Annotated in this window: 14 protein-coding genes, 1 tRNA gene and 1 pseudogene; 4 read left to right on the forward strand and 12 right to left on the reverse strand. The window is 60.0% G+C overall.

What is annotated here, in order from left to right; all coding sequences use genetic code 11:
* Positions 1–2 precede the first annotated feature (2 nt).
* From ISN39_RS10970 to ISN39_RS10985, 4 genes are all read right to left on the reverse strand, one after another.
* Entirely contained in the window at positions 3–1067 is a 1065-nt protein-coding gene (locus ISN39_RS10970) for a Gfo/Idh/MocA family oxidoreductase (RefSeq protein ID WP_194727523.1), read from the reverse strand.
* On the reverse strand, positions 1064–1906 hold the full coding sequence (locus tag ISN39_RS10975) for a carbohydrate ABC transporter permease (RefSeq protein WP_074068965.1): 843 nt from the start codon (positions 1904–1906) through the stop codon (positions 1064–1066). Before ISN39_RS10975 ends, ISN39_RS10970 begins: the two co-directional genes overlap by 4 nt.
* Before the next feature lie 12 nt (positions 1907–1918).
* Entirely contained in the window at positions 1919–2863 is a 945-nt protein-coding gene (locus ISN39_RS10980) for a sugar ABC transporter permease (RefSeq protein ID WP_194727524.1), read from the reverse strand.
* 197 nt (positions 2864–3060) lie between these two features.
* A complete protein-coding gene (locus ISN39_RS10985) occupies positions 3061–4320 on the reverse strand; it encodes an ABC transporter substrate-binding protein (RefSeq protein ID WP_194727525.1) in 1260 nt (419 codons plus the stop codon).
* A 523-nt stretch (positions 4321–4843) separates the two neighbouring features.
* On the opposite strand from ISN39_RS10985, the gene ISN39_RS10990 reads away from it, so the two are divergent.
* Both ISN39_RS10990 and ISN39_RS10995 read left to right on the forward strand, forming a co-directional pair.
* Complete coding sequence (locus tag ISN39_RS10990; protein ID WP_194727526.1) at positions 4844–5728, forward strand: N-acetylglucosamine kinase; 885 nt, start codon at positions 4844–4846, stop codon at positions 5726–5728.
* Entirely contained in the window at positions 5725–6486 is a 762-nt protein-coding gene (locus ISN39_RS10995; RefSeq protein ID WP_074068969.1) for a GntR family transcriptional regulator, read from the forward strand. Before ISN39_RS10990 ends, ISN39_RS10995 begins: the two co-directional genes overlap by 4 nt.
* On the opposite strand, the pseudogene ISN39_RS11000 reads toward ISN39_RS10995, so the two are convergent.
* A pseudogene (locus ISN39_RS11000) lies at positions 6450–6717 on the reverse strand (type II toxin-antitoxin system prevent-host-death family antitoxin). The gene ISN39_RS10995 and the pseudogene ISN39_RS11000 sit on opposite strands and share 37 nt — an antisense overlap.
* 145 nt (positions 6718–6862) lie before the next feature.
* The gene (gene metH / locus ISN39_RS11005) at positions 6863–10636 is read right to left on the reverse strand and encodes a methionine synthase (protein WP_194727527.1); all 3774 of its coding nucleotides are present in this window, start codon (positions 10634–10636) and stop codon (positions 6863–6865) included.
* 174 nt (positions 10637–10810) lie between these two features.
* Between metH and ISN39_RS11010 the strand changes: the two genes are divergently transcribed.
* Entirely contained in the window at positions 10811–12070 is a 1260-nt protein-coding gene (locus ISN39_RS11010) for an AGE family epimerase/isomerase (protein WP_074068971.1), read from the forward strand.
* A 193-nt stretch (positions 12071–12263) separates the two neighbouring features.
* On the opposite strand, the gene ISN39_RS11015 is transcribed toward ISN39_RS11010, so the two are convergent.
* The 4 genes from ISN39_RS11015 to ISN39_RS11030 form a co-directional block, all read right to left on the reverse strand.
* Positions 12264–12752 (reverse strand): heme-degrading domain-containing protein, encoded by a 489-nt coding sequence (locus ISN39_RS11015; protein ID WP_194727528.1) that lies wholly within the window; start codon positions 12750–12752, stop codon positions 12264–12266.
* Positions 12753–12832: 80 nt separating this feature from the next.
* A complete protein-coding gene (locus ISN39_RS11020) occupies positions 12833–13234 on the reverse strand; it encodes a DUF4174 domain-containing protein (protein ID WP_039845403.1) in 402 nt (133 codons plus the stop codon).
* 98 nt (positions 13235–13332) lie between these two features.
* Complete coding sequence (locus tag ISN39_RS11025; protein WP_039845404.1) at positions 13333–13716, reverse strand: hypothetical protein; 384 nt, start codon at positions 13714–13716, stop codon at positions 13333–13335.
* 240 nt (positions 13717–13956) lie between these two features.
* Positions 13957–14667 (reverse strand): SIMPL domain-containing protein, encoded by a 711-nt coding sequence (locus ISN39_RS11030; RefSeq protein WP_246763331.1) that lies wholly within the window; start codon positions 14665–14667, stop codon positions 13957–13959.
* A 191-nt stretch (positions 14668–14858) separates the two neighbouring features.
* Here ISN39_RS11030 and ISN39_RS11035 point away from each other — a divergent pair.
* Positions 14859–14934 (forward strand) — tRNA-Ile (locus tag ISN39_RS11035).
* Between the two features lie 587 nt (positions 14935–15521).
* Here ISN39_RS11035 and ISN39_RS11040 read toward each other — a convergent pair.
* The gene (locus ISN39_RS11040) at positions 15522–15914 is read right to left on the reverse strand and encodes a hypothetical protein (RefSeq protein ID WP_194730274.1); all 393 of its coding nucleotides are present in this window, start codon (positions 15912–15914) and stop codon (positions 15522–15524) included.
* Positions 15915–15985: 71 nt separating this feature from the next.
* Positions 15986–16597 (reverse strand): hypothetical protein, encoded by a 612-nt coding sequence (locus ISN39_RS11045; RefSeq protein WP_194727530.1) that lies wholly within the window; start codon positions 16595–16597, stop codon positions 15986–15988.
* Between the last annotated feature and the right edge of the window lie 692 nt (positions 16598–17289).

A 17289-nucleotide genomic window follows, 5' to 3' on the forward strand; every position in this document is an offset into this window, starting at 1 on the left:
CCTTACAGTTTGACCGGTTTGCCGGTGCGCACGCTCTCATCGGCGGCGAGGCAGATTCGTAGCGATTGGACGGCATCTGCCATGTGGCGATTGAGGTCGAGATCCTCGCGAATGGCCTTGAGCATGAAGGACTGCTCGCGGTCGCAGAGCTCCTGATGGCCGGGTTCGCCCGCCATCGTCATGTCCTGATCCGGATTGATGAACTTGCCGTCCGGCCCGGTTTCGGCATTGTGCAGCCGGATGACGGAGGTCTTGGTGTGCGTGTCGATGTCGTCCGATTTCGCCTTCGGGTCCATGACGATCGAGACCGCCCCCTTCGGCGACATGACATCTTTCACGAAGAAGGCCGTCTCCGAGATCATCGGCCCCCAGCCGGCCTCGTACCAGCCGACGGAACCATCCTCGAAGATCACCTGCAGGTGGCCGTAATTGTACATGTCCGGCGCGACCTCGCCGGAAAGCCGCAGCCCCATGCCGCGCACCTCGACGGGCTTGGCATCGGTGATCTGGCACATGACGTCGACATAATGCACGCCGCAATCCACGATCGGCGATGTCGTCTGCATCAGCGATTTGTGCGTCTCCCAGGTCGGACCGCTGGATTGCTGATTGAGGTTCATGCGGAACACATAGGGCGGCCCAAGTTTTCGTGCTTCCTCGATCAGCTTTATCCAGGATGGATGATGGCGAAGGATGTAGCCGATCACCAGCTTCCGCCCGGCCTTCTTCGCAGCCGCCACGACGCGCTCGGCGTCGGCGACAGTCGTTGCAAGCGGCTTTTCCACGAAGACATCGCAACCGGCCTCGAATGCGGCGACCGCATAGCCGGCATGGCTGTCGGAATAGGTGCAGATGGAGCAGAGGTCGGGCTTCAGCTCGGCCAGCGCCGTCTTGAAGTCCGGATAGATGCCTAAGCCCTGCAGCTCCGGCGCAAGCTCCGGCTTCGAGCGGTTGACGAGACCGACGATTTCGAAGTCCGGATTGTTGTGATAGGCGAGCGCATGGCTGCGGCCCATATTGCCGAGCCCCGCCACGAGAACACGGACCGGCTCCTGCGAAACGGTCATTTCACTGCTCCGGAGGTGATGCCGCGGATCAGCTGCCGCGAGAAGATGACGTAGAGCACGAGGATCGGCAGGATCGCCAGCGACAGCGCAGCCAGAACCGCGTTCCAGTTGGTGACGAATTGCCCGATGAATATTTGCGAGCCGAGCGTTACGGTCTTGGTGGATTCGGCCGGCGCCAGGATCAGCGGGAACCAGAGATCGTTCCAGATCGGGATCATCGTAAAGACCGCAACCGTCGCCATCGCCGGGCGCACAAGCGGCAGCACCAGCCGGAAGAAGATTGCGTATTCGGAAAGCCCGTCAATGCGGCCGGCATTCTTCAGGTCATCGGAGACCGTGCGCATGAATTCCGACAGGATGAAGATCGCCAGCGGAATGCCCTGCGCCGTATAGACGAGAACCAGCGCTGTCAACGTATTGACGAGACCCGCCGCCACCATGCCCTGCAGGATGGCGACCGTGCCGAGACGGATCGGGATCATGATGCCGATCGCCATGTAGAGGCCCATCAGCGTGTTGCCGCGGAAGCGGTATTCGGACAAGGCGAACGCCGCCATCGCGCCGAACAGCAGCACGAAGAAGATCGAGACGACCGTCACGATCAAGCTGTTCTGGAAATAAGTCGCGAAGTCGCCCTGCCCCAGCACCGTCTGATAGCCGACAAGGCTGAAGGTCGAGGGCGTCGGAACCTGCAGCGGCGAACGGAAGATCGCGTTGCGGTCCTTGAACGAGTTGATGATCGTGAGAAACACCGGAAAGACGGCGACGAGCGTGTAACCGATCAAAGCCAGGTGAACGAGCCCGGTGCGGATCGGCGATGTGCGTGCTCTGTTGGACATGGACCACGCTCCTCAGAACTGATACCGGCGCATGCGCCGCTGGATGGCAAAAAGATAGAAAGAGACGCCAGCGAGAATGATTAGGAACATCGTCGTCGCGATCGTCGCCCCCATGGAACGGTCGCCGAGCTGCAGCTGGAAGCCGAAGAAGGTGCGGTAAAGCAGCGTTCCCAGAATGTCGGTCGACTTGTCGGGACCGGCAAGCGCGCCCTGCACCGTGTAGATCAAGTCGAAGGCGTTGAAATTGCCGACGAAGGTCAGGATCGAGATGATGCCGATCGCCGGCAGGATGAGCGGTAGCTTGATCTTCCAGAACTGTGCCCAGCCGGTGATACCGTCGCATTCCGCCGCCTCGATCACCTCTTCCGGAATGCTGAGCAGCGCCGCGTAGATCAGCATCATCGGGATGCCGATATATTGCCAGTTGGAAATCAGCGAGACGGCGACCAGCGCCGGGCCGGACTGGCCGAGCCAGGGCGCGAAGAAGGATTGCATGCCAACAAGGCTCATCAGCCAGGGTGCAACGCCCCAGATCGGCGAGAGGATCAGCTTCCAGATGAAGCCGACGATCACGAAGGAAAGCAGCGTCGGCAGGAATATCGCCGTGCGGTAGAAGGCGACGAAACGCAGCCGCGGCGTGGACAGAAGCGCTGCAAGCGCAACGCCGATCGGATTCTGCACGCACATATGAATGGCGAAAAAGATCAGGTTATTGACAAGCGCATTCCAGAAATCATGCGCCCAGTGCGGATCGCCGAACAACACCTTGTAGTTCGCAAGGCCAACGAAGGCGGGCACGCCGTCAACCACATTGTAGAACGAAAGCCTGAGCGTTTCGATCAACGGCAGGATCATGATCGCCGAGTAGACGACGACTGCCGGGAGAAGAAAGACGCCGATATGCCAGCGCACCGGGCGCTTGAGCGAAATCGGGGTTTCCGATGTCAGATCGGTCATTGTTTCTGGCTCGCTTTGCTTCGTTCTCTCCCTCATCCCTGTCCTCGGGTTTATCCCGAAAATTACACAGGGATCCAGTTGCGCCGCCTCGGCGGCGCGGGAGACTCTTCTCACGCGAAAGACTTCGCGTGGCTGGATTCCGGTGACGAGCACAGGAATGAGGGCGGCGGAAGATCGCCGCCCTTCTTGCTGGAGGCTTACTTGGCCGGCTTGTACCAGCTGTCGAGACCCTTCTGGAGCTTTTCGGCGGCCACTTCCGGCGTATCCGTGCCGTTGATGACGTTGGCTGATTCAATCCAGGTTTCGTTTTCCAGGTTCGGCGTACCACGCTGCAGGATCTGATAGGTCGAGCGGACGGTCGACTTGTACGGGCCGCGCCAGGAAACGAATTCCTGAGCCAGCGGATCGCTCATCTTCACCTGGTTTGAGTTCAGGCTGAAGAAGCCCGGCAGCGAGTTCGCGTAGATGTCTGCGAATTCGGCGGAAGCAACCCAGCTCAGGAATTTCTTGGCTTCCTCGGCATGTGCGCTCTTGGTATTCAGGCCGACACCGATGTCCGGATGGTCGGAGATGTAGCCGGTGTCGCCAGCCTTCGGAACCGGCGGCGGGAATGCGCCCATCTTGAACTGCGCCTGGCTGTTGAACAGCGAAATTTCCCACGAGCCGGCCGGGTAGATCGCCGCACGGCCGAGCGTGAAGAGGTTCTGGCTGTCGGAATAGGTCTGCGCTTCGAAGCCGTCGCCGAGATAGGGCTTCCACTTGGCGAGTTCCTTGTAGGGCTCGACCCATTCGGCATCCGTCAGCTTCTTCTTGCCTTCGATCAGGGCCATGCGGCCCTCTTCGCCCTTCCAATAGTTCGGGCCGATATTCTGGTAGCCCATGGTTGCGGCTTCCCAAAGGTCCTTCGTGCCCATCGCCATGGGGATGTAGGTGCCGTCCGCCTTGATCTTTTCGAGAGCGGCGTAGAACTCGTCCTGCGTCTTCGGAACGGCGATGCCGAGCTTGTCGAAGGCGTCCTTGTTGTAGATGAAGCCGTGAATGACCGAAGCCATCGGAACGCAGAAGGTCGACTTGCCGTCGTCGGTCGACCAGGCAGCCTTCGCAACCGGCGTGAAGTTTTCCATGCCCGGCAGGCTTGTTAGGTCTGCAAGCTGCTTCTTGTTAAAGAGTTCGAGCGAGGCGTCGAACGGCCGGCAGGTGATGATGTCGCCTGCGGAGCCGGCGTCGAGCTTGGCGTTCAGCGAGGCGTTGTATTCCGTCGGCGCTGTCGGGGAGAAAACGAGCTTGATGCCCGGGTTCTTGGCTTCGAAGGCCGGGATGATCTTTTCCTGCCAGATCTGCAGGTCGTCGTTGCGCCAGCTTTCGATCGTCAGCGTGACATCCGCAGCATAGGCAAAGCCGGCAGACGTGAGCAGACTGGAGGCAAGCAGCAGGCTTTTCAGAGCAGTGTTTTTCATTTCCCTCTCCTGTTTTAAGCGCCGCAGGGCGCCATCTTGGTTCTGAAACAAGCAGTTGGCGTGCCTGAGGATTACACCCAACGCCCCTTGGAAGGGCCGCCAGCAACTGCCGGCCCCCGAAAGCTCGACGGACGCGGAAAGCAATGACGCTGCCGGCCCGTATGCGCCCTCCCGATACGCTGAACCGGGCGCGATAATCTCCTAAGGAAAAAGCTGCAGGCGGCTTGGTCTCCATGGCGTTTGCGCCGAAGCGGCAATCGTGATGCGACCTGAAACCGGCTAATGTCCTGATGCCGGTTTTTCTCTGCCTCTACGTGCTGTTCCCTTTTCCGGAATTAAGGCCAAAAAAATACCAATTGTCCAGCCGATTTTAACTTTTGGCGCCCAAAAATTTCAGTTAAAAATTTTATCATTGAAAATCAATAACATATAAGCGCAAAATTTTCGAACCAATTCTGCTTGGTAAATGGTATTTTTTTGGTATTGTAGCAAAAACCTAAAGCATGCAGCGTTCGGAGGCTCGATGACGGAATTGGCAATCGGCATAGACGGGGGCGGATCGAGCTGCCGGGCTGCAGTTGCGGACAGCAAGGGCAACGTTCTGGGCCGCGGCAAGGCGGGGCCTGCCAACATCCTCTCCGATCTCGATAACTCTCTCCTCAATATCATTTCGTCAGCGCGCGAGGCTCTGCGGGATGCGGGTCTGCCTGGTGAAACCGTTTCCAAGGTCTGCGCCGTCGTCGGCGTCGCGGGCGCCAATGTCGGCGACTACGGAGCCCGCATCGAGCACGCCCTGCCCTTTGCAGATTGCCATGTCGTCACTGATGCCCTGATCGCGCTTGAGGGCGCCCTCGGCGATTCGGACGGCGTCATCGGCGCTTTCGGCACCGGCTCGGTCTACAATGCCCGCAGGGACGGCAAATTGCGAGGTATCGGCGGCTGGGGCTTCGTCGTCGGTGATCAGGCAAGCGGCGCGCGCCTCGGCCGCGACCTATTGGAAAAGTCTCTGCTCGCCTACGACAAGGTGCGCCCGTCTTCGCCGCTGACGGTAAAGCTCATGACCGAGTATGGCGACGACCCCGAACGCGTCGTCGAATTCGCCCACGCCTCGAAACCCAAGGAGTTTGCCCGATACGCGCCGCTTGTCTTCGATTACGCCGCACAAGGCGACGAGATCGCAATAGGCATCATCAAGGACGCCGCTGCGGCGATCGACGATAACCTGGACGCCCTCCTCTGGCCGGAATGCCCAGCGATCTGCCTGCTCGGCGGCCTCGCAAAGGCCTATGAACCCTGGCTCGCCGAGCGGCACAAAGTCCTTCTCAGAGAGCCGAAAGGCGACGTCCTCCAGGGCGCGATCGATCTCGCATTAAAATTTCTTCAGGAGCGGCAGAAGGGTGCGGCATGACGGATGATTTCGCCAGCATCCTTTCGCCCGAGCGGCTTCAAGGCGGCGGCAGCGGCCCGCTCTATGTCAAACTGCGCCGCACCCTTGAAGAAGCCATTCGCGCCGGCACGCTCGGCCACGGCGATGCCTTGCCGCCGGAACGCGACATTGCGGAGTTCGCGACCGTCAGCCGAGTCACGGTCCGCAAGGCGATAGACGAACTCGTCGCGGACGGGCTGCTCGTGCGCCGCCACGGCTCCGGCACTTTCGTTGCCAAGCCGGTCTCGAAGGTCGAACAGCGGCTGTCCCAGCTCACCTCCTTCACTGAGGATATGGCCCGCCGTGGCATGACCTCGCGCTCCGAGTGGCTGCATAAGGGCATCCATACGCCCTCGCCCGACGAGATGATGAACCTCGGCCTTGCCGCCGATATCAAGGTCTCACGGCTGAGCCGCCTGCGCATCGCCGACGACCAGCCTCTGGCAATCGAGAACGCCAGTGTCTCGGGCGAATTCCTGCCGGACCCTTTCGTGGTCACGACATCGCTCTATGCCGAACTCGAGAGGCGCCAGGTTCGTCCCGTCCGCGCGGTGCAGCGCATCTCAGCCACCAATATGAAGGAGGCCGACGCCCATCTGCTTGGCGTCCCCGTTGGCGCCGCCGGCCTTTCGATCGAGCGTATCTCCTACCTCGGCTCGGGGCGTGCCGTTGAATTCACACGCTCGCTCTATCGCGGAGACGCTTATGATTTTGTGGCGGAACTGACGATCGGAGCCTGAGACCTACTACCTTCCCAAGCTGCGATGTCCTCCTCATCCATCAATTCGAAAAAGTTCGGACCCGTTCCGATAGCTTTCTCTTTGAGAAAACCAATCTGAAACGAGATCTGCGCGGGGCGCCAGCTTCGCAACCGGCTTCTGTCCCTTCACAATAACCACTTCTTCGCCAGCGCGTGCGGCCTCAATCAGCTTCAACACATTGATCTTGGCGGCGCAGACAGTCACCGTCATCAGCGCACCCTGAGCCGACTTAGCTATCTGCTCCATATACTACCGATTCCCCGGGCTTTAGAGATACCAAAAAAATAAACCCGGAAAGCGAAGCACTTTTCCGGGTTTCTTGATCAATGCCTGAAGACATCGCATACGCCACGCGTTACGCCGCGTCGTCGATCTCCTCGGCAGCCTTGCGCGGCACGTAGTTGAGCACTGGCCCGAGCCAGCGTTCCACTTCGGAAATCTCGATGCCCTTACGCGCGGCATAGTCCTCGACCTGGTCGCGCTCCACCTTGGCGACGCCGAAATAGTAGCTGTCGGGGTGGCCGATATAAAGGCCGGAGACCGAAGAACCGGGCCACATGGCGTAGCTTTCCGTCAGCTTCACGCCGGCTGCCTTTTCGGCGTCGAGCAGGCGGAAGAGCGTCGCCTTTTCCGTGTGGTCGGGTTGCGCCGGATAGCCCGGCGCAGGGCGGATGCCGGCATATTCCTCGGTGATGAGTTGCTCGTTGGTCAGCGTCTCGTCCTTGGCATAGCCCCAATATTCGCGCCGGACCCGTTCGTGCATGCGCTCGGCGAAGGCCTCGGCGAAGCGGTCGGCGATCGCCTTGACGAGGATCGAGGAGTAGTCGTCGTTGGCACGCTCGAACCGCTCCGCGATCGCAATTTCCTCGATGCCCGCGGTCACCACGAAGCCGCCGACATAGTCCTCGACGCCGCTCGATACCGGTGCGACGAAATCCGACAGCGCAATGTTCGGGCGGCCATCGCGCTTGGAAAGCTGCTGGCGGAGCGTGTAAAAGGTCGCAAGCTCTTCGGCGCGCGCCTCATCCGCGAAGAGACGGATATCGTCGCCGGCGCTGTTCGCCGGCCAGAAGCCGATGACGGCACGCGGCCGGAACCACTTCTCGTCGATCACCTTCTTTAGCATCGCCTGCGCATCTGCCCAGAGGGCACGCGCCGCCTCGCCCTGCTTCTCATCTTCGAGGATTGCTGGGAAGCGTCCGCGCAATTCCCATGTCTGGAAGAACGGCGTCCAGTCGATATACTTGGCGATCTCCGCCAGATCATAGTCCTCGAACACCTTGGTGCCGATGAACTGCGGCCTAGTCGGCTTGTAGGCGGCCCAATCCACCTGCTGCGCATTCTCACGGGCGCGGGAAAGCGGCAAACGAACCTTCTCGGCTTCGCTGCGCGCATGAGCAGCGGCAACCTTGGCATATTCGCCGCGGATATCGTCGATATAGCCCTGGCGCGTATCTGGAGACAGCAAGGACGAGACGACGCCGACGGCGCGGCTTGCATCCGTCACATAGACCGCCTGGCCCTTCGCATAGCCGGGATGGATCTTCACCGCGGTATGAACGCGGCTCGTTGTCGCGCCGCCGATCAGGAGCGGGATATCGAAGCCCTCGCGTTCCATCTCGGCTGCCACATGCACCATCTCGTCGAGCGACGGCGTGATGAGGCCCGAAAGGCCGATGACATCGACTTTTTCGGCCACCGCCGTCTCGAGAATCTTTGTCGCCGGCACCATCACGCCGAGGTCGATGATCTCGTAATTATTGCAGGCAAGTACGACGCCGACGATGTTCTTGCCGATATCGTGCACGTCGCCCTTGACCGTCGCCATCAGGATCTTGCCGGCAGTCTTTCTGTCGTCGCCGCCATTGAGGCGCTTTTCCTCTTCCATGTGAGGCAGCAGCACGGCGACCGCCTGCTTCATCACCCGCGCCGACTTGACGACCTGCGGCAGGAACATCTTGCCGGAACCGAACAGATCGCCGACGACGTTCATGCCGGCCATCAGCGGGCCTTCGATGACATGCAGCGGACGTGCCGCCTTCTGGCGGGCCTCTTCGGTATCGGCCTCGATATATTCTGTGATGCCGTTGACCAGAGCGTGTTCAAGACGCTTCTCGACCGTCCACTCGCGCCAGGAAAGATCCTGAACTCTGGCCTCCTTCGTCCCTGCGCCACGGAAACGCTCGGCGACTTCGAGCAGGCGCTCGGTACCATCCGGGCGCCGGTTAAGCACGACGTCTTCGCAGGCTTCGCGCAGCTGCGGATCGATCTGGTCATAGAGCGCAAGCTGGCCGGCATTGACGATGCCCATGTCCATACCCGCCTGGATGGCGTGGTAGAGGAACACGGCATGCATTGCCTCGCGCACCGGCTCGTTGCCACGGAACGAGAAAGACAAGTTGGAAACACCGCCGGAAATATGCACCAGCGGCATGCGCTGGCGGATCGTGCGCGTCGCCTCGATGAAATCGACGCCGTAATTGTTGTGTTCCTCGATGCCGGTGGCGACGGCAAAGATGTTAGGATCGAAGATGATGTCCTCTGGCGGAAAGCCCGCCTTCTCGGTCAGGAGCTTATAGGCGCGGGTGCAGATATTCACCTTGCGCTCGTAAGAATCCGCCTGTCCTACCTCATCGAAAGCCATGACGACGACGGCCGCACCGTAGCGGTGCAGCAGCTTCGCCTGGGCGAGGAAATTCTCCTCGCCTTCCTTCAACGAGATCGAGTTGACGATCGCCTTGCCCTGAACGCACTTAAGGCCCGACTCGATGATCGAAAACTTCGACGAGTCGATCATCACCGGCACCCGGGCAATATCCGGTTCGGCCGCGATCAGGTGCAGGAACTCGACCATCGCCTTTTCGGAGTCGATCAGGCCTTCGTCCATGTTGACGTCGATCACCTGCGCGCCGTTTTCCACCTGATCGCGGGCGACGTCCAGGGCCGCATTGTAGTCGGCGTTGGTGATCAGCTTGCGGAAGCGGGCCGAGCCGGTAACGTTGGTGCGCTCGCCGACGTTGACGAAAGGAATGTCCTTGGTCAGTTCGAAAGGCTCGAGCCCCGACAAAGACATAAAAGGCCGGTGTTCCGGGATCGGCCGCGGCTTGTACTTGGCAACCGTCTCGGCAATCGCGCGGATATGTTCCGGCGTCGAGCCGCAGCATCCGCCGACGATATTGACGAGGCCCTCGCGGGCGAAGCTGTCGATCTGCGCCGCCATCAGCTCCGGCGTCTCGTCGTACTGGCCGAATTCGTTCGGCAACCCGGCATTCGGATAGGCGCAGACGAAGGTGTCGGCAACACCCGCGAGCTCCTGCAGATGCGGACGCATCGCATTGGCGCCGAGCGCGCAGTTGAGGCCGATTGTGAACGGTTTGGCGTGGCGCACCGAGTTCCAGAAGGCTGAAGGCGTCTGTCCAGACAGCGTGCGGCCGGAAAGGTCGGTAATCGTGCCCGAGATCATCACCGGCAGGCGGATACCCTTGGCTTCGAACCGCTCCTCACAGGCAAAGATTGCAGCCTTGGCATTCAGCGTATCAAAAATGGTCTCGATGAGGATAATGTCCGCGCCACCGTCGATGAGGCCATCGATCTGCTCGCCATAGGCAATGCGAAGCTCGTCGAAGCTGATCGCACGGAAACCCGGATTGTTCACATCCGGCGAAATCGAGGCAGTGCGGTTTGTCGGGCCGATGGCGCCCGCCACGAAACGGCGGCGGCCATCCTCGCGCTCGGCGCGGATCGCCGCGCGGCGCACGATCTCGGCACCCTCTTTATTAAGCGCGTAGACCTCGCCTTCCATCTGATAATCGGCCTGCGCGATGCGGGTCGAGGAGAAGGTATTGGTTTCGAGAATATCCGCGCCAGCCTTGGCGTATTTATAGTGGATTTCCTCGATCGCATCTGGCTGCGTCAATATCAGAAGATCGTTATTGCCCTTCTGGTGACAGGCGCAACCGATGAAGCGATCGCCCCGGAACTGGTCCTCATCGTAGGCGAGCCCCTGGATCTGCGTGCCCATGGCGCCGTCAAGAACGAGGATTCGTTCGCTCGCGGCTTTCCGCAGAGCTGCAAAGACTTCGCTGCCGTCGCGTTTTGCCCCTTCGGGGCCGAAAAGATTGTCGAACACGGGCGGACTCCTTGACGTCGTTTTAAAGACCAAAGTGACCAAATCACATAAAGATATCTTTATGTCAATATATGCCTGACGTTTCCGGTTTTGCAAGGCTGGGCGGGTGACAGACCAGAGCGTGCTCTATATAGGCCTTTCGCAAGGCGTTGTGCATGAAATCGGAGGAGTAACATGGCACCTGCAATCGGCGGCACCGGGCTCGGAAACTGGAGCGCCCGCGCCTATCACCGCAACTGGCTTCTCACCCAGGCAAGCGGCCTTTTCGATTTCTTCCAGCACAATTCTGTCAATCCCAAGGGCGGTTTTTACGATCTCGACGATCATGGCAAGCCGCTTGATGCCGAGGGACAGGTTCGCAGCATTCATATTGCGTCGCGCGCAGTCCACTGCTTCTCGATCGGCGTCCTTCTCGGCCGTCCGGGTGCCGCCAGCGTCGTCGATCATGGCATGGACTACCTCTGGAACCGCCATCGCGACAAGAAGAATGGCGGCTATTTCTGGTCGCTGAACAATAATGGCCCCGTTGATTCCAACAAGCAGGGCTACGGCCACGCCTTCGTGCTGCTGGCTGCGTCCTCAGCGAAAACCATCGGCCATCCGCTGGCCGACGGAATGTTGGCCGACATCACGGAAATCCTGAACACGAAGTTCTGGGAGCCGCAGCATGGCGCCATCGCCGAAGAGTTCACCGCCGACTGGCAGCCGCTCGACGGCGGCGCCTATCGCGGCCAGAATTCCAACATGCACCTGACCGAAGCGCTGATGGCCGCCTTTGAGGCCACCGGCGACAAGGAATATCTCGCCAAGGCCGAAAGCATCGCCAATCTTGTCATCCTCCACGCGGCCGGTTCCGTCGGCTGGCGCGTCGCCGAGCATTTCAGCGCCGATTGGGCTATCGACAAGAACTACTATCATCCGAACGAAATGTTCCGTCCCGCCGGCACCACGCCCGGCCACTGGCTGGAATGGGCCCGGCTCATCCTGCAGCTGTGGTCACTCGGCGGCAAGCGCCACGACTGGATGCCGGACGCGGCGAAGGCCCTCTTCGCACAATCCATGGCGCTCGGCTGGGACGACGACAAGGGCGGCTTCTTCTACACGCTCGATTGGCACGACAAGCCCGCCAAGCGCAACAAGCTCTGGTGGCCCGCCTGCGAGGGCGCCGGCGCCGCCCACTTCCTCAACGAACACCTGCCGAGCGACTTCCACGAGCAAAGCTACCGCAAGATCTGGAACGTCATCGAACGCGCCTTTATCGACCATGAGAACGGCGGCTGGCACGAAGAACTGACGGAAGACCTCGTTCCGTCCCACAGCCTCTTCCCCGGCAAGGGCGATATCTACCACGCGCTACAGGCCTGCCTCATCCCGCTCTTCCCGGCGACCGGCAGCCTGACCAAGGGCATCATCGAGGCTGGCGGGACGATTTGAGGCAATTGCCGGCGCGGGCGCTTCCCTCAGACGCCCACATTCCTGTGCTTGTCACAGAGATCCAGCAGCGCCATGTCCATGGCGCGGGAGACTCATTGAGGCTAGCCAAAAAGAGAGTCATTCACGGCGCAGGCGCGCCGTGCCAAGCACAGGAATGAGGGTCACGTAAAGTGGCGCTCCGCAGTTAAATCCCTCATCTCAGCCGCAAGATATCCAAATCCTTCGCCAGCATCAGTGACAGCGCCTCCACGACGAGATTGTGGTCGTCGCGCTGCGGCAGGCCCGAAACCGTGACGGCGCCGATGCAGCCGGTTCCCTTGACGTTGATCGGGAAACTGCCGCCATGCGGCGCGTAGTCGGCGCCGGAAAGCCCGTTGTCTTCGACCGTCTTGCCGTCCTTCTGCAGCTTCAGGCCACAGGCATAGCTGCTCTTCCAATAGCGGAACACCATGTTGCGCTTGCGGCGAACCCACTGGACGTTGTCGGGCGTGGCGCCTGGCAGCGCCGCGTAGAAGACCGGCATGGAATGCAGCGTGACGTCGATTGCCACGCCAAGGCCGCGTTCGGTCGCGAGTTCGTGCAAGAGCTTGCCGAGTTGCCAGGCGGTGGTGAGATCGAAGGCGTCGAAGCTCAGCACCTTTTCCTGCTCAGCGATCCGGCCGAGATCCTCTTCGATGGTCATAAAACTCGCTCCTCTTGCGTCATCGAACCGGCGGAAAACATCCGCATCCGGCGGCAAAAGTAAAGCAGAATTACCGAAGCTCAGTGCGGCATCGACGACAGCGCGCCTATGATTTCCTCGGGCCGCACGGGCTCGCTGGAGCGCAGCTTCACGGTGCCGTCGCGGTCGAGCAGGACAAGGCCGAATTCACCGGGCTGCGGTCCTTCGAGGTCATCGCGGATTTCATCGGCGTCGAGGTCGTAGGAGCCTTCGAAAAGCGGAAACACCCCGCCACCGGCGATACTGAACACCTCGATATCATCCTCGATGAAACGCAGATGCGAGGTGCGTAGCAACTCGTCCTGAACGGCCGCACGATCATCATCCGCATCCGCAAATATGATGAGCACGCGCTTTGAGCCAATGAATGGTTTGAGACAGTCCGGCGAAACGGGCGCACGCGGCGCCGGACCCATGATTTCGCGTATGATTGATTTTAGCATGGTGCTCACATCCTTCGTGTCTGTCTTCAACGATTGGAAGTGAGACCGGTTCCCTGCGAGCGTGACGGGACCGCGGCCTGGCGCGATCCCTCAAAGGCTCATTCGGGCGGCTTGCGCTCTGCAGTGCGGCTGGAGACGGCCATGATATCGGCGCCGCCGTTGGCAAGAAGGCGTTTGCGCACCAGCACGCGCATGACGCGGGCGGCCGTCGAGAAGCTCATCTGATCGAGCGGCCCTTCACCTTCCCAGGGTTTGGTAAGTCTTTCGGTGACGGCGCCGACAATGTTCATCGGCACGATGTCGTCGCATTCGCGCATGGCTTCGAAGACGAGGCTGATCGGGATGACCCGTCCTTCGAACGTGACGATCGGTTCGGTAAGTTCCGTATCCCATTCCTCGAAGGCATAGAGCGCTTCGCGGAACAATTCCTGAAGGGTGATCGGGGCGTGTCCGTTGTGAAGTGGCGGCAAGGCATTCGTCATGTCTGTCTCCTCTTGTGGATTAAGCCAGTTCCTCCTCATCGGCCGGGATCGAAGCAGGACACACAGAACCCCAGGGTTCCCTCCGGACCGAATAACACGATCGATTTTATAGTGTAACACTCGCGTGATAAAGCGATTTATGCCCACCGGGCTGCCGACACGCCTCCGGAATGGGATAAGCCGCTGATATCGCTCAAGAACATCAACGGCTTTTTTTCACTTTGAAGTGGAGAATTGAGGCTACTGCTCGAGTGCGAAGGTGACGTTGACGGTAACATTATAGGCATTTTCGCCGCCCTGAACCGGCACAGCGGCGTCGCTTGCCTCCTTCATCATCGCCGCGCGATAGACCGGCTGCGGCAGCGGCCGAACGCTGTTTTCGCTGATTTCGATGATGCGGCCGAGCTTCACGCCGGCAGCCTCCGTCAGCGTCTTTGCCTTCTTGATCGCTGCCGCGACGGCATCCTTGCGGGCCGCCTCGATTGCCGCGTCCGGCTTGTCGTTGGTGAACTGGATGTCGCCGCCCTGGTTGACGCCGAGCGTCACGGCCTGGTCGATGATGCCACCCAGCTCGCCAAGATCGCGCACGCGAACCGTCAGCCCGTTGGAAACCTGGTAGCCGATCAGTTCCGGCGGCTTCGGCTGGCCGTCGTTGTTCTGCGGATAGTTATACTGCGGCTGCACAGAAAAGCCCGAGGTCTGCAGGTCCTTGTCGGCAATCCCGCCCTTCTTCAGCGCTGCCAGCACCCCAGCCATCGCCTTGTTGTTCTCGTCGAGCGCCTCGCGCGCCGTCTTCGCCTGCTTGACGACGGCAAGGTTGAGCACCGCCATGTCCGGCGCCAGCGCCGATTCCCCCTCGCCCGAGACCATGATCACCGCCTCGCGCGGCTTCGTTTCGTCGGCAGCCGAAGCCGAAGCCCCCGCCAGCCCGGCAGGCATGCCGATCAGCATGCCGAAAGCCACGTTTCTGATAGTCCGTAGCGCCATTTTTTCACTCCTTGGTTGTCGCCATCCCGCCTCACTCTTTGACGATTGATTGTGAAGCTATTGCGGCAGCGTCTTGTCGCTGCATCCGAATTGCGTTAGAGCGAAATCGCACCGGGGAGCCATTGCCCCGCTGCCCGCGCGGCAAAGCCACGCGAGGGCCTGTAGCTCAATGGTTAGAGCCGGCGGCTCATAACCGCTTGGTTGGGGGTTCGAGTCCCTCCGGGCCCACCATCATTTTCAACAAATTGTTGATTTTCCTCCTCATTTTCCTTGTTTCTGTCCCACTTTTCAAAGTTGGCCTATGAAAGTGGGACATTGTTCTCGTTTCGGTCGGGAACCAAGAGCTTCGCGGCGTGGCCTGAGAGCTTCTTGCGGCGAGCGGCACGAGTGTAAAGGTCAGCCTGCTGACTCGTCGTCCAACCGAAGATCGCTTTGAGCTGGTCGCTGGTCGCTCCGTTTTCGCAGCGATTGAAGCCCCGCTTCTTACAAGCCGTGCGCCGAGCAATGGAAAAAGCCAGCCTCGTCGCACCATTGGCGCATCTTATTTCCCAATCCTTTGTCGGAGAACGGCTTGCCGTATTCAGTGACTAGGAACGTGAGTGGACCAGCCGGCACATGTGCGAGTTCGTCCAACAGATTAGGCAGTACCGGTATATTGACATCTACGCGGCTTGACCGGCTCGTCTTGCCGGGCCAGCCGTCGCTCAGGTGTAGCCGCCCTAATATGGCAGCACCAGATAGCCGCACCCCGGTAAACATGAAAATTGCCAGCGCCAGGCGCGCAGTCGTCCCCGGCTAGTGACAAGCCTCGTATTGCTCTATCTCCTCAAGCTTCCATGTGTGAAACCCGTCGCCGGACTTAAGCGCTTGATGCCGTTACAGGGATTCGTCTTTGCCTCGCCAACCTCAATTGCCCCAGCGAAAAGAGCGCTGATTGCCTTCACTATGTTGTTGGCCGCGCCGGGAGCATCTATGCGGGCGTCGCGGATCGCGGTCACATGCTTGCGCTCAAGAAGCTCAAAGGGCTTGTCGCCGTGCTTGATGCAGATTGCATCTGGCGCTGGATGCATAGCGGCGAGATCATTGCCCATACTCTGACCGAACCAGGACACGGCCAGATCGGCGGTCCGACCGGACAGTTCACTGCCGACGGCGCCCATGGCGGAAAGCCAACCTACGATGCCGTCATCAACCACAGCGCTGCTGCCCATCCGGCGAGGTCCTGCCCCTGTGGGACGCGGACCGCCGCGAACGTCGTCGGATTGGAGATGAAGAAGGTCCTTCAGAAATTGAACCGCACGCCGAAGACATTTGCACTGGAGCCGCCGTGCACGTCGCCGAGCGTCCCCCAGGCTCCGGACCGGTGGTGTATCCGCCAGAAGAAATCGACGTCGGGCATGGCGTTGAAGGAAAGGTTCAACTCGGGGCCGAGATAGAACAGCGTTCTGGCGTCCCCGTTATGCTCCAGCTCGTTCTTGCGCTCCCGTCCCTCCTGGGTATGCGTGACATGGCTGATGCCAAACGTAAAGGCTGGTGAGATACGGACGGTATCACCAATCTCGAAACCGTCGTAGCGAGCGACGCCGCCGCCCCAGAATTCCGCATTCGGATGCCCGCCGGATCTTCCGGCGAGCCCCGCTTCCAGTCCGAACCTGAAGGAGCCCATCCTAGCCGGGAAGTACTGGTAGCCGAGGCCGAAGATCGGGAGGTCCTCGTATGTGACGCCGAAAGGATTGGCTGCCTGGAGGATGTCGGCGTCGACCATCGTGCCGCCGAAGGCGAATACCGACTGATTGACGTCGCGGTTCTGGGCCTGCGCGTCGGTTGTTCCCAAGAACGGCATAGTGGCAGCGCCAAGCAGCAGAGCAAGCGGGATGGCGGTTGAAGGCTTCATATCGGATCTAATCCTGGACTTCATGTTTTCTCCAGCGTGCGCATTCACCTAAGGCTCTGGAACAGCTCCTGACTGGGCGGAAGACACTGTCCGCTAGCCCCTGCATGCGGCCCCGCAGTATCGTCAACGGGGTCCTGAGTTCGGGGGATCGCGGAATTTTACCATCGACGTGCTCACGCCATTCCCTATCTATAAAATGTTCCATTTTGCAACGCGTTGCAAATCCCGTTTGAATGGCTGGAAGAACGAAGTTTCAGAAGTAATTTTGCGCCCCCGGCCTAAAACCAGCGCCAGCTTCGAAACGCGGTTGCAAACGGTCGATCGATAGGTTCCAACATTGGGTCCGACAAAAGAGAACTCGCATTGAATTTATTGCGTAAAATGTGTTGCTCCACCCTCCTTTGGTGCCTACCGCAGGTTAAGCGCGTTTGGAAGCCGTGACTTGCAACGCGTTGCAAAGTCAGCTTTGCGCCGATATCGTTGAAAAAGTCCGTTTTCTACAACGTCTGATTTTTCGGAGGGCCGTAGAGGCCGACACAGTAAATTGACGTGGGGACCTGCCTATTCTGCCATCAAGCAGCGTGTGAGCTGTGTAGCGGAATTGAGGCGGATCGAGCAGCAACATTCGCTTAGATCGCGAATTGGCCGACTTTTCGCTAAGCCCCAATTTTGGAGTTTTCCAACACAATCCG

It is taken from the genome of Rhizobium sp. 007 (assembly GCF_015353075.1).
In the GTDB taxonomy this organism is placed as follows: Bacteria; Pseudomonadota; Alphaproteobacteria; order Rhizobiales; family Rhizobiaceae; genus Rhizobium.